The following is a 12,263-nucleotide window of genomic DNA, read 5'->3' as shown; positions in this document are numbered from 1 at the left end:
AAATAAGAGTAATTAACTTATTGGTTAACGATTAATAAAGATTTAATTGCTTCACGTTGATCCATTGCTTCATAGGCTTCTTGGATTTGTGCCAATTTAAAACTCTTGGTAAAAACTCTACCGGGATGAATTTTACCGCTTAAAACCGCATCAAGCAGAATATCGCGGTCATAAGTAGTAACGGGGGCAATACCACCACGCAAACCAATATTTTTCCAGAATAAAGCGGTTGTATCAATTGCTGGGTTCTGAGGCACACCTACACGGCCAACAATTGCGCCAGGACGACCAACTTGCAGTGCAGTTTGAATTGACTGTTTTGTACCAACGCATTCTAAAACCGAATCGGCGCCATTACCGTTAGTTAGCTCTAATACCCGCTTGACAGCCTCGTCACCACGCTCTGGCACAATATCAGTTGCACCAAATTCAACAGCTAATTTTTGCCGATCTTGGTGCCTACTCATGGCAATGATTCGTTTTGCACCACGTAGTTTAGCTGCGATTACACCGCATAAGCCAACTGCACCATCACCGAAAACGACTGTTGTGTCGCCAGTTTTTACTTCTGCGCTAGCAGCTGCATGGTAGCCAGTAGCCATGACATCTGCTAATGCTAAAAAGTCATTTAGCTGCTCAGCAGTATAATCAGAAGGCTTGCCGGGGATTTTTACTAGGGCCCAATTAGCATTGTGAAACTTGAGGTATTCTCCTTGGTAACCACCGTTAATTTCGTTTCCCTGATTAAAACAATTACCATCAAACCCTGCTAAGCATGCGGCACAATGTCCACATCCGTGCGTAAAAGGGGCGATAACAAAATCGCCGGGTTTAACTTGAGTTACTTCAGCACCAACTTGCTCAACAATACCAATTGCTTCGTGTCCGGTAGTCGAATTTGCCTTGCGCTGCGATATGCCACGGAACCACCACAAGTCTGAGCCACAGACACAAGAGCGGACGATTTTGATAATTGCATCATTTTCTAATTTTAATTCTGGCATCGGGTAGTCTTTTAATTCTACTTTGCCTGGTTTAATAAATGTTCCTGCTTTCACTTTGATTTTCTCCTTAATATACTGGTCGATCTTCACCTTGGGTTGCTGGATCAGCAATGCCAATACTATCGTTAACGTAGAGATTTGGGTCCCGAATTATTTTTAAAATAGCGTCTGCAATGCTTTGACGAGAACCCGAAACACCTACATACGGTTCATCATGAGTAGTAATGGTATATTTAATTTCATTTCGATCATTGAGCCATGGCAAACGCAGGGTAGTATACTGCAGGCCGGACTCGGCAAGCAGCTTATCCGAATTAATTGCAGTTTGCAAACCGGGCAATGTGTATTCGTGATTCCACCGACCAAATTCGCCGCCAACTTCATTGTAAATGCCCAAAATATTAGTAAATATTACACGTGAAACATGGTTATTTTTCATGGCACTAATTACATTTTTAGTAATAACATTGCCCGCGGTATGATCAACTACTGCTACAAAAACCATGTCTTGGCCGTTGACGGCATCATTTACTTCGTTAGCATTAGTTAAGTCAACTTCCATTACTTTTACCTTAGGTTTTAAATTTGCCAGTCTTTGGGCGTTGCGCAAGCCAACCGTCAAATTGATATCTTGGAATTCTGGCTCAGTTAAAAGACGATTTTCAACTAAACGTGCTATTTGACCGTTTGCTGCTAAAATTAATAATTTCATTGAAAACACCTCTTTTTCTAATTAATACAAAGTATATTGCCTTCGAGCAACTCTAAGTCAAATTTTTTTGCTAGTTTATTAGTTGATAGAAAGTGTTAATATTAAAGATAAAGTAGTTATTTTTAGTAAGTTAATTATGATTGGTAAATAGTGGCAGGAGAACATGATGAAAAAATACCAAATCAAGGATGTAAGTGATTTGCTCGGAGTTAGTACTTACACTTTGCGCTATTATGAGAAAATTGGTTTACTCAACTTTGTAAAGCGAAATAAAAGTGGTGTTCGTGAATTTGAAGCCAGCGACTTAATTACTATCAATACCATTATTTGCCTGAAACAAACCGGTATGCCACTAAAAGAAATCAAAAAATACCTAAAGCTAGTTGGAGAGGGTATTGATACGGCTGAGCAGCGAAAAGCAATGTTTCTGCAGCAACGACAAAAGGTAACGGAAGAGATCGCTGCTTTAAAAAAATCAATGAAAATAATAGATCGCAAAATTAATTTTTATGATGAAGCAATTAAAGAGCAGAGCTTAGATGTTTGCCGCGATGACCGCAAAAAATGGTTAGAAGGAATTTTGGCTGGAAAAGAAAAAGTGCAATAACTCACCATTAAAGTAAGTTTGCACTTGATAAAGACAATCTTTAATAAATAAAAACGACCCAAATTAACTGTGTCAATTACGTACATTTAATTTGAGTCGTTTTTTATTAATAATTATTTGGAAGTGAAGGCCAGAGCATTAATATCACAAACCAGATCTGGCCGATAAACGGCAGGATATTAATTAAAATCCACCAACCCGTGCGGTTAGTATCATGTAAACGCCGAATGCTTAGTGATAAAGTGGCAAGCCAAACAATAAAACTAATAACTAGTGAACCTGTCTTAGCACTCCAGTCACCCCAAGTATAAATATCTTCAATGGAATGACCTAAAATTGTTTGCACAATCCAGGTTAAAACAAATCCTAGAAGTGTGTTAATAATTACGGGAATCCAATATTCACCCAAACTTGCAACCCCAGAAAAGTTGAAAATATTTTTCCAAAATTTCTTATACGTATAATCATAGGTATAGCCTCCTTGACTACAGTATTATCAACACCATCATAAAACAAAAAATTTAATACATCAAAGAATATGATTTGTTAAATATTGTAAGCATATATTTTGTTTTGCGTATGCAAACGCTGTAAATTGAAGGTGGATTTTTAAGAAGGGAGATCATAGTATGGATAATAATTTATCAAACCCGTTAACTCGCTACCGCAATGAAGAATTTTCAGAGCAATCACAAGACTACCCTGGACTTCAAAGCAAGATGGATCCTAAACCTGATGGTGATATGGCTGATTATGAAGGTCATGAATTACTAATTGGGCGCCACGCTCTAGTAACTGGCGGCGATTCCGGAATTGGTCGTGCGGTAGCAATTGGTTTTGCTAAAGAAGGCGCTGATGTTGCTATTTCATTCTTGCCAGATGAGGAAGAAGATGCCAAAGAAGTTGCCGAGTTGATCGAAAAGGCCGGTCGCAAGGCAGTTTTGCTTCCAGCAGATTTACGTAAACGCGGTGAAGCTGAACGTGTTGTTAATGATGCTGTAAAAGAATTTGGTAGCTTGGAATTATTGGTTATGAATGCTGCCATCCAGCAACACTCTGACAGTTTAGAAGAACTGTCCCTTGATAGCGTCCATGATACTTTTGAAGTTAATATTATTTCGATGTTTGAAATGACAAAGGCTGCAGTTCCACATATGAAACCAGGTAGTGTCATTTTAACTTCTACTTCAGTTCAAGGATTCCGGCCAACGCCAATTTTATTGGATTATGCTTCCACCAAGGCAGCGATTGCTAACTTTTCAATTAACCTTGCACAAGAACTTGCTTCAAAGGGAATTCGGGTTAACAGTGTTGCTCCTGGTCCTATTTGGACACCATTACAAGTTTGTGGTGGTCAGCCAAAATCTGGTGTACCTAGCTTTGGTCATGAAGAGCCACTCGATAGAGCAGGTCAACCTGATGAATTAGCTCCTATTTATATCTTCTTAGCATCCAATTTGGCTAGTTATGTTACTGGTCAAGTATATGGTGCAACTGGTGGACAAGGAATTAATTTGTAAAAGATATTATTACTAAAAAACGCTTCTACTTGTAATGCAGGCAGAAGCGTTTTTGCATGTCTAATTTTTACAATTTTCCAGTTTAATGAAAAAAACGATTGATTATTAAAATAAACCAATTAAGATCTTATCTATATTTAAGCAAAATTCTATAGTATAATTAACTTATCTTAAACCTTATTTTATTACTATAATTGAAAGATTTTTTAAAATGAAAATAGTTTTTAGCCAAATTCAGCAATTATCGCAAAAAAATGCAGAAATAATTGCTACTAAATGGCATTATGATGGTGAATATTCCTTTTATGATATGGAAAATGACCAGGAAGATTACGATGAAATTATTACGCCTGAATTGCGAAAACATTACTTTGAAGTTTTGGCAGATGATGGCCAGCTGACAGCCTTCTTTTGTTTAGATCCGATTGAAGATAGGAATGGTCAGGTTGAAGTTGGACTAGGAATGGCGCCGGAGTTAACGGGACATGGCCTTGGCATAAAGTTAATGCAAATGATTGAAGACTATGTGAAGCAAATCGGAAAGTACCATAAAATTATTTTATCGGTTGCTGAATTCAATAAGCGGGCGCAAAAAGTTTACCAACGAGCAGGCTATCGCATTACTGGGTCAGAAGACGAGGCTTCTAATGGCGGTATTTATCGCTTTATTTTAATGGCAAAAGAAATAAAGAAATAAGAATATTTTGAAAGAATTACAATAATGGATCAGCAATGGCAAAAAATGTATGAAGCTGCTAGCCAAGTGCAGAGGTTTCATCAAATTGGCGAACATATGGAAGCTGGCGGGGTAGCTGCAGCTGTTTTAAGTGAGTCAGGAAAAATTTATACAGGAGTTTGCGTTGATACGGCATGTGGTCTTGGAGTATGTGCTGAACGAAATGCTCTTTTTAACATGATTACGCAGGGCGAAACGAAGGTGTCCCGTGTCTTAGCCCTAATGTCAAATGGCAAAAATGGCGCGCCATGCGGAGCATGCCGTGAATTTATCGTCCAGTTGATGGAAAAAGATTACCAGAATGTTGAAGTAATGATGGATTATCGGCATGATAGGGTAGTAAAAATGAGCGAATTGACGCCAGAATGGTGGTTATAATGAAACAAGAAGTAAAAGAATTTTGGCGTAATTTTTGTCAAAAGCATAATTGGGATGAGAGTACCAAGTTTGATGCTTGGTCATTTGGTACAGACAAAAACGGTTTAGCTGATAAAGTCAACCGTGGTATCAAAACTGCGACTACCTTTGCTTATGAATTTTACGAAGATAGGCCATTGCCTCAAGTGGGGGAATTGAGTGTTATTCTTGATGAGGCTGGTAAACCAGTTTGCGTGGTTCGTGAAAAAGTTGTGGAGATTGTCCCCTACAATCAGATTTCCGCTGAACATGCTTATCATGAAGGCGATGGTACCTACAAAAATTGGCGACAAATTCACGATGATTTTTTCAAGAAAGAATATGAAAGTAAAAAACGCGTTTTTTATCCGCAAGCGCCAATGGTTTGTGAGGTTTTTGAAAAAGTTGAATAAACTTTGAAATGAAATAAAGTTAAAAAGTGGGCGAAAACTGTTGCTAACAGACTAGTGCCGTTGATACAGTATTTTGCTAATAGCTCTGAACTTAAGGACTGAATTTTACCTGAAACTTATTTTATTTAATACTGCTTTTTATCCACTGCCAATTAGATTGTAGGTAATCTAATTAGCAGTGTTTTTCTTTAATAAAAAGTAGGTGCTTAGTATAAAACGGAAAAATTGGCTAAACCAATTTTTAATAAGGACACTCAAGAGTTAAGACTTTAACTCTAACCTACTATCTGCTAACCAAATTCGCGGTTAATATTTCCCAGGAAATATTAACTCAAGTGAAAATAATAGCTTTAAGATGAAGGCAACTAATTATTAACGTTAATAGGCTAAACCAATTGGCAAACAGATTTTCCCTTTAAACTTAAATTTATTGCTATAATAAAAATAGAAAATTAGAGTTAAAAAAGTAGGAGAAGAAAATGACAAAACCGATTATTGGAATTGCTGGCTCGGAAATGATTGATACTGAGGGCCTTTTTCTCGGGTATCGCCGTAGCTATATTAATGAAGATTACGTTGATTCAGTGGTTCAAAATGGTGGTGTGCCATATGTTATTCCGTTTACTGGCAATGATGATGTAGTTAAAGCACAAATGGAACATGTTCAAGGGTTGATTTTATCTGGTGGGCATGATGTCGATCCGCACCTATACGGTGAAGAACTCAAGCCTAATATTGGTGAAATTTGGCCCGCCCGTGATCATTTTGATATGCTTCTTTTAAAGTTGGCCGAAGAAATGGGTAAGCCGGTGTTGGGAATCTGTCGGGGTGCGCAAATTATTAATGTTGCTCATGGTGGCAGCCTGTATCAAGATGTGGCTTACCGCAAAGAACAGACGCTCAAGCATGATCAACAGCATACGCCAGATTTGCCAACGCATGGAATGAAAGTAAAAGAGGGAAGTGTACTTGCTCAAACATTAGGCAAGACAGAATTTATGGTAAATTCTTTCCATCATCAGCTAATTAATAAGGTCGCACCGGACTTAATTGAAGTTGCCCATGCAAGTGATGGTGTTATTGAGGGCTTGGAAAACAAGGCTGGCAATGTTTTGGCTGTTCAATGGCATCCAGAAATGCTTCACAAAAATCCAGATACTAAATTCCAAAATAATTTGTTTAAGTTCGTTATTGAGAATGCAAAGTAAAAGAAGATAATTATGAACACAAATGAGAAGGCAAATGACAAGTTAGGCTTTTGGTCGATTGTACTTTTAGCAATTAACTCAATTATTGGTTCCGGTATTTTTTTAACTCCCGGAAGTGTTGTTACTCAGGCAGGCAGCAAGTCTTTGATTGTTTACTTAATTGCAGCAATTTTTGCGGCGATTTTGGCCATTTCATTTTCGGCTGCGGCCAAATATGTGACTAAGTCTGGTGCTTCGTATGCGTACACAAAGGCTGCTTTTGGTGAAAATGTTGGCTTTTATGTCGGCATTCTGCGCTATTTTTCCGCTAGTGTTGCTTGGGGAGTAATGGCAGTAGGTGTGATTAAGTCAACGATTTCTATCTTCGGTGGTAATCCAGACAGCGTATTAAATGTAACCATTGGCTTTTTGGTTTTAATGTTAATAATTTCAGTGATTAACTTATTTGGTCAAAAATTTGTCAAGTTGGTAATGAACCTCGCGACAGCAGGAAAGCTGTTTGCATTAGTGCTAATTATTGTCGCTGGCGTAGTACTTTTGATTACGACGGGGGCGTCACACAACTTAACAATGGTTGACCAAATCACGCAAAATGGCCACAGAATTGTTCCGACACTGACAACCACAGGTTTTGTGATGGCTGTTGTTTCTGCTTTTTACGCTTTTACCGGTTTTGAATCGGTGGCTTCTGGGTCTGATGATATGCAGGAGCCAGAAAAGAACCTGCCTAAGGCTATTCCGCTGGCAATTTTTATTATTGCTGCAATTTATATTGGGGTAGTGGCTGTTGCTTTGATGCTAAATCCGAAAGCATTGATGACGACTAAACAGGTAGTAGCAATCAGTGCAATTTTTAATAATGAAATCTTGCGCGATGTAATCTTGGTAGGAGCATTAGTATCAATGCTGGGCATCAATGTGGCCTCAAGCTTTAATGCACCCCGGATTTTAGAAGCGATGGCGCGTGAAAATCAGTTGCCTTCTTCACTCACGAAAAGAACCAAAAGAAACTTTCCTGTTAGAACCTTCTTTATTTCTGAGGCTTTAGCAATCTTAGTTCCACTTGCTTTTCAATATAATATGGTAAATTTGATTACACTGAGTGCAATGGTGCGGTTTCTAGGCTTTATGATTGTGCCCCTAGCGGTCATTTGTTTTTACTTTGGTAAGAACAAGGAACCAATTTTGCCAGCGCCAAAGAACATTTGGACAGACATCATCGTACCGCTTTTATCGATTGCTTTAGTCATTTTTCTATTAGTGAAGTACAATTGGCAAGCACAATTTGGCATTATTGAAAATGGCAAAGTCGTTGGTGTCAATTGGTACGCGATATTCATGATGGTGTTTGGCTTTATCATTTTGCCATTGTTGATGTTTTGGTTTTCACGGTGGCAAAAAAATAAGCAGTAATTATTTGAGTAAAAAACAAACCGTCAATTAAAGTTAAATCTTTAACTCACGGTTTTTATGTTCATAATCATAGTAAATGTGTAACTAAAAACGACATTCTAACAAGAATGTCGTTTTTTGCTTTATTTATGCTGTTTTTTAATTTGGAAGTAGTGCACAATACTGTAGCAGAACAAAATTGCCATTCCAATTCCAGCCATTGTCATGTCAGAACGTGGAGTACCTGAACCCAAAGTGGCACCAAGCCAGTTAATGATAGTTGGTGAAACAGCACAGCCAATGTTTACTAATACTAGGGTAATTGTTGTAGCAAAGTTAACGGAATTTTTCGGGGCTGCTTCATCCAGCCAGTTAAAAATATAAGGAACTGATAGGCCAAAGCCAGCACCTAAGACGATAACGGCTACAAATAACATTGGCAAGTTAACAGCATATGCAATTGCAAGCAAGCCGGCAACTTGTAAAAACAAACCGATCGGCAGAATCAAATCATGCAGTTTCTTTTTCAAAAAGCCGTAGCACATGCCTACAGGAATTCCAATAAGTGTAACTACACTTGAAACGAAAGCGATTTGGCTAACATTTGCAATTTTCTGGCTTGTTGCCAATTGCGGTAGTTTGAAAGACATTGGCATAAAGAAAACATACATAAAGAACATAACGATGGCGATTTCAATCACGCTGGCATTAATTTTGTTTTCTTCCCGGTTAGCTGATTGGTCAGTACTATCAGTTTGTTGTTGATCAGGTAATTTAACCACAAAGCCGAACAACAGTAGAATAGGCAAAGCTGCTAGGTAAATAGCGAAGGTTGCGTGCCAGCCATTAACTGCTAATATGCCGACACAAAATGAAAAAATAGCTGCTCCTACACTACCCATTGAATTTTGGAAACCCAGCATTGTTGATAGTTCATCGCCCGCATAGAATTTGGATAATAAGCTAACTGCAAGGGAATTAAATAGACCAATTCCAGCACCCAGTAAGAAACGTGATACCAAAATTAGGGTATAGCCAGTAGCATACATCGGATAAGTTCCGGCTAGAAGTGCAATAATAAGACCCGTAATTACGGTTGTTTTGGTACCCAATAATTTGATTAAAAATGGGCTTAATACTAAGCCAACAACTATTCCAATATTTGGAATAGTACTTAAAGTTTCAACGGCTGCACGTGAGACATCTGGGAATGATGAGTACATTAATGGCAGTACCGATGAAATTTGTGGCGCTATCATCAATAATAAAGAAATTGATAATAAGGCAACTTTGAACAATCCAGATTTTGGATTAACTTTTTTCATACTAGCTCCTCATTTCTTCAGCTATAAATCGTTTTCGTTAATATTATACTTGCTTTTTCCATTTGAAATAACGCTTTCAGTCGCCTGAATCTGGCGCTGAGGAACCTTTGCGAATTTGCATACCGGTCTGCCCATAATTAGCGACCATCGCCCGATTCAAAGATCTGACACCACTAAAGCCGTTATTCATGGCAACGGCTGTTAGCGTGTGAGAAGTACCGCATAATTCTTGATAGGCACGTTGAGCACGATAATTTCTAATATATTTACCCAAAGTAATGCCCATGTTTTGCCGAAAAATTCGTTGTAAATATTGTCGTGCTAAATGGCAGCTATCTGCAATATCCTGCAATGAAAATGGTTCTTGATAATGATCCTGAATGAAATCTAATGCTCGCCTTAAGTGCCCAGTAATTAATAGATTGCTTGATAGCTGGCTATTATTGTCGCGAGTCCGTAAAAAATACTTAAGTAAAATTTCTAACACCTGATAGCTCAGAATTGTTAGTTCCAAGTTTTGAAATTCGCTGTCATTAGCTAACTTTGTCTCGGTAATCCGGCTAAGTAGAGCTTGTAAGTGGTGATATTGAGCGATTTGTTCCACTGATAATTCGGCTAGTGGTTTAAGGTCAATCATATATTGATCCATTTCAGGAAATACTTGTAAAACCAGTGAATAAGGAAAAAGCATGGTAAGCATCAAGTCCGAGCAAGAGGATGTACTGCTTCGGACGCTGTGAACAACTTGGGAATTTATCACTAAGATCTCGCCTGGATGTGTATGATGATCGACACCGTTAATAATAAAGTGAGCAATTTGACCACGCATGGTAAAACTGAGTTCTATACTTTGGTGCCAATGCGGCGCCACGTCTGACTCATTGTTTTGCTGGTGAATTTCAATGTATAGCGGTAGTTTATCTAACTGGACCAGTTCGTGTTTATCAGGCACTAGAAACTCCTCCTTTAGTCAAAAAAATGATTGAACTACCTTGTTAGTTCAACCATTATTTTACAACGAGATGAAATTCTAATTTAAATACTTACGGAAAAAGTTTAATTCATCTAAGTTACATTTTTTAGCTAGATCGTCTCTTTGGTTCACATGGAAAACGTGCTCGCGGCGGTGCTCAGCATCACCGTAAAAGTGAATTTCATGGAAGATGCCCTTAGCATGTAAGTAACCCGAAAGCATATAGGCATTGTCGCGTAAAAAGTCATCCGTACAAGTCATTAGGTAAATTGGCGGCAAGTCTTTTGTTAAAAATTGTTCAACGTTTAGCTGCTCATGTTCAGTTAAGCGAATTTCTGGCCGAAAATATGCTTCTGGTGCTCCTGCGATTGAATTGATTTCCGTTAAGAAATAAGCACCACAATTAAGTGCAGCCGCCTTAATTGTTAGTTGTGGTAACGCATAGCCAAAGTATTTGCGGTAATTCTCATTGGTATAAATTGCTAAAATTTGTTCTCCCATTTGACCGCCAGCACTATCGCCGACGATGAAGACGTTATCAAGGTCAAACTGGTATTTTTGGGCATTAGCAGTGTCTGCTACCCAATGAAAAACGCGATTAACATCATCAAGTTCACCTGGATAAACAACATCAGGAGCTAACCGATAATTTGCATTTACAACGGCAAAACCCTCTTTAGCCAGTGCCATACAGTAAAATTGATATGTTTCTTTGGTGCCATAAACCCAGCCGCCCCCGTGAATATTGACGATGACAGGTAATTTAGCCTCGGTGCGCTTACTTGGTAAATAAACATCTAATATCTGATATTTAGGATCTTTGCCATAAGGAATATTATCGAAACGCTCCACTTCGGGAATGTGGGTCGGCAAGCCTGCGTCACGCTTGTCATCACCCTCCTTAAATTCTTTACGCATATCATTGACTAATTTTTGATAATCTGGTTCTGCCATATCTAGCACTCCTTTTATATGTAATCGCTTTACTAAAAACATTGTACTTCATCAAAAAGAAAAAGAAAGTCCAGAAAAGCACCTCAAACTGGCAGATAAGGCCTTTTTAAAATTAATGTTAGTAAAAAAGCCTACCAAATCTGGCAGACTTTTGTTCATTGCTTTAAAAAGCTTTTATCCTTTTTTAGCTAACCATTCTTTTACTAAGGCGCGATATTTAGTTAGTGTAATGGCGCTCTTGGTTCCTTTATTTGTGGCATTGTAGGCATCAACATAGCCATAGTCAGGGCTTTGCGTCATGTGAGCCATTCCCATCACCCGATGATTTTTGTTAACGACATTAGTATAATGTCCAGCGGTTTTGTAACCATTTGTTCCTAGAACTGCGTGCGTGTATTTCTTATTGCTCCAATTGGGTGCAAATTGATAGCGAGCAAGATTCGGCGTTTTCTTAACATCCCACTTCCAGTTTGCTTTTTCACCCAGCCACATAGTAACTGGATTACCACCAGCAGCTAGATTTTCTAGGTTACCAGCATAATGATAGTATTGCGGATGTGCGAGTCCGCCACGCTTTTGGTAGTCACTATCAATCATTGAGATTGCGGTTGAAATAAGAGAAATCTTTAGCCGCTTCTCACCAAGCTTAGCCCTTTTTTGGTTAAGACTAGTCAAGTTGGGAAGGGATGCAGCAATATTAGCCGCACTAGTTGCATCATCAGGACTACCAAATTTGACAGTTGTAGTAAACCAAGAAGGAGCCGCTGTAGCGCCAAGCTTACCTGTTCTAAGCAACTTAGCTGCTTTTTTGGCCTCATTTTTCTGCGCAGATGTCAGTGATTTCTTTTTGGCAATAAAATCCATGAAATTGGCTGCGTTTTTACTCGGCGACATAGCAGAAATGTTGGCAGTTGTGACCGCTGCTTGGACTTTAGGTGTGCCCGCAAGCTTTCCACAACTAAGCAAAACGAGGATGGCGGGTAATATTAGCTTTAATGCTTTCTTTTTCATTTTTATACAACT

The 12,263-nt window shown here is 38.6% G+C and carries 14 protein-coding genes; 7 read left to right on the top strand and 7 right to left on the bottom strand.

Features of this window, described 5'->3' with window-relative positions; all coding sequences use genetic code 11:
* Positions 1-17: 17 nt before the first annotated feature.
* The gene (locus GYM71_RS09985) at positions 18-1,058 is read right to left on the bottom strand and encodes a zinc-dependent alcohol dehydrogenase family protein (protein ID WP_220220364.1); all 1,041 of its coding nucleotides are present in this window, start codon (positions 1,056-1,058) and stop codon (positions 18-20) included.
* A gap of 13 nt (positions 1,059-1,071) precedes the next feature.
* A complete protein-coding gene (locus GYM71_RS09980; protein ID WP_220220363.1) occupies positions 1,072-1,716 on the bottom strand; it encodes an NAD(P)H-binding protein in 645 nt (214 codons plus the stop codon).
* A gap of 166 nt (positions 1,717-1,882) precedes the next feature.
* Between GYM71_RS09980 and GYM71_RS09975 the strand changes: the two genes are divergently transcribed.
* Positions 1,883-2,323 (top strand): MerR family transcriptional regulator, encoded by a 441-nt coding sequence (locus tag GYM71_RS09975; protein WP_164715390.1) that lies wholly within the window; start codon positions 1,883-1,885, stop codon positions 2,321-2,323.
* A gap of 106 nt (positions 2,324-2,429) precedes the next feature.
* On the opposite strand, the gene GYM71_RS09970 is transcribed toward GYM71_RS09975, so the two are convergent.
* Entirely contained in the window at positions 2,430-2,759 is a 330-nt protein-coding gene (locus tag GYM71_RS09970; RefSeq protein ID WP_220221225.1) for a DUF805 domain-containing protein, read from the bottom strand.
* Between the two features lie 193 nt (positions 2,760-2,952).
* Between GYM71_RS09970 and GYM71_RS09965 the strand changes: the two genes are divergently transcribed.
* From GYM71_RS09965 to GYM71_RS09940, 6 genes are all read left to right on the top strand, one after another.
* Complete coding sequence (locus GYM71_RS09965; protein WP_103752574.1) at positions 2,953-3,843, top strand: SDR family oxidoreductase; 891 nt, start codon at positions 2,953-2,955, stop codon at positions 3,841-3,843.
* A gap of 211 nt (positions 3,844-4,054) precedes the next feature.
* Entirely contained in the window at positions 4,055-4,540 is a 486-nt protein-coding gene (locus tag GYM71_RS09960) for a GNAT family N-acetyltransferase (protein ID WP_220220362.1), read from the top strand.
* Positions 4,541-4,564: 24 nt separating this feature from the next.
* Positions 4,565-4,957: a cytidine deaminase family protein gene (locus GYM71_RS09955; RefSeq protein ID WP_220220361.1), complete on the top strand. Its 393-nt coding sequence runs from the start codon at positions 4,565-4,567 to the stop codon at positions 4,955-4,957.
* Positions 4,957-5,388 carry an ASCH domain-containing protein gene (locus tag GYM71_RS09950; protein WP_220220360.1) on the top strand — a complete coding sequence of 144 codons (432 nt, stop codon included), beginning with the start codon at positions 4,957-4,959 and terminating at the stop codon, positions 5,386-5,388. The genes GYM71_RS09955 and GYM71_RS09950 overlap by 1 nt, the downstream gene beginning before the upstream one ends.
* A 479-nt stretch (positions 5,389-5,867) precedes the next feature.
* Entirely contained in the window at positions 5,868-6,596 is a 729-nt protein-coding gene (locus tag GYM71_RS09945) for a gamma-glutamyl-gamma-aminobutyrate hydrolase family protein (protein WP_220220359.1), read from the top strand.
* Between the two features lie 12 nt (positions 6,597-6,608).
* Positions 6,609-8,009: an APC family permease gene (locus GYM71_RS09940; protein WP_103752569.1), complete on the top strand. Its 1,401-nt coding sequence runs from the start codon at positions 6,609-6,611 to the stop codon at positions 8,007-8,009.
* 122 nt (positions 8,010-8,131) lie between these two features.
* Here GYM71_RS09940 and GYM71_RS09935 read toward each other — a convergent pair whose 3' ends face one another.
* From GYM71_RS09935 to GYM71_RS10390, 4 genes are all read right to left on the bottom strand, one after another.
* Positions 8,132-9,313, bottom strand: coding sequence for an MFS transporter (locus GYM71_RS09935; protein ID WP_103752568.1), 1,182 nt, complete (start codon positions 9,311-9,313; stop codon positions 8,132-8,134).
* A gap of 76 nt (positions 9,314-9,389) precedes the next feature.
* Positions 9,390-10,265, bottom strand: coding sequence for an AraC family transcriptional regulator (locus GYM71_RS09930; protein ID WP_220220358.1), 876 nt, complete (start codon positions 10,263-10,265; stop codon positions 9,390-9,392).
* A 78-nt stretch (positions 10,266-10,343) separates the two neighbouring features.
* Positions 10,344-11,240: an alpha/beta hydrolase gene (locus GYM71_RS09925; protein WP_220220357.1), complete on the bottom strand. Its 897-nt coding sequence runs from the start codon at positions 11,238-11,240 to the stop codon at positions 10,344-10,346.
* Positions 11,241-11,414: 174 nt separating this feature from the next.
* A complete protein-coding gene (locus tag GYM71_RS10390) occupies positions 11,415-12,251 on the bottom strand; it encodes a hypothetical protein (protein ID WP_244986824.1) in 837 nt (278 codons plus the stop codon).
* Between the last annotated feature and the right edge of the window lie 12 nt (positions 12,252-12,263).

This window comes from Lactobacillus panisapium (assembly GCF_019469265.1).
Taxonomy (GTDB): Bacteria; Bacillota; Bacilli; order Lactobacillales; family Lactobacillaceae; genus Lactobacillus; species Lactobacillus panisapium.
Note: the sequence above shows the minus strand (reverse complement) of the source record. Positions and strands in the feature narration are given on the sequence as shown.

What these genes read in the sequence shown, in the direction of transcription:
- GYM71_RS09980 (WP_220220363.1), bottom strand. Translation starts at nt 1,716, where the DNA reads ATGAAATTATTAATTTTAGCAGCAAACGGTCAAATAGCACGTTTAGTT.
- GYM71_RS09975 (WP_164715390.1), top strand. Translation starts at nt 1,883, where the DNA reads ATGAAAAAATACCAAATCAAGGATGTAAGTGATTTGCTCGGAGTTAGT.
- GYM71_RS09965 (WP_103752574.1), top strand. Translation starts at nt 2,953, where the DNA reads ATGGATAATAATTTATCAAACCCGTTAACTCGCTACCGCAATGAAGAA.
- GYM71_RS09960 (WP_220220362.1), top strand. Translation starts at nt 4,055, where the DNA reads ATGAAAATAGTTTTTAGCCAAATTCAGCAATTATCGCAAAAAAATGCA.
- GYM71_RS09955 (WP_220220361.1), top strand. Translation starts at nt 4,565, where the DNA reads ATGGATCAGCAATGGCAAAAAATGTATGAAGCTGCTAGCCAAGTGCAG.
- GYM71_RS09950 (WP_220220360.1), top strand. Translation starts at nt 4,957, where the DNA reads ATGAAACAAGAAGTAAAAGAATTTTGGCGTAATTTTTGTCAAAAGCAT.
- GYM71_RS09945 (WP_220220359.1), top strand. Translation starts at nt 5,868, where the DNA reads ATGACAAAACCGATTATTGGAATTGCTGGCTCGGAAATGATTGATACT.
- GYM71_RS09940 (WP_103752569.1), top strand. Translation starts at nt 6,609, where the DNA reads ATGAACACAAATGAGAAGGCAAATGACAAGTTAGGCTTTTGGTCGATT.
- GYM71_RS09935 (WP_103752568.1), bottom strand. Translation starts at nt 9,313, where the DNA reads ATGAAAAAAGTTAATCCAAAATCTGGATTGTTCAAAGTTGCCTTATTA.
- GYM71_RS09925 (WP_220220357.1), bottom strand. Translation starts at nt 11,240, where the DNA reads ATGGCAGAACCAGATTATCAAAAATTAGTCAATGATATGCGTAAAGAA.
- GYM71_RS10390 (WP_244986824.1), bottom strand. Translation starts at nt 12,251, where the DNA reads ATGAAAAAGAAAGCATTAAAGCTAATATTACCCGCCATCCTCGTTTTG.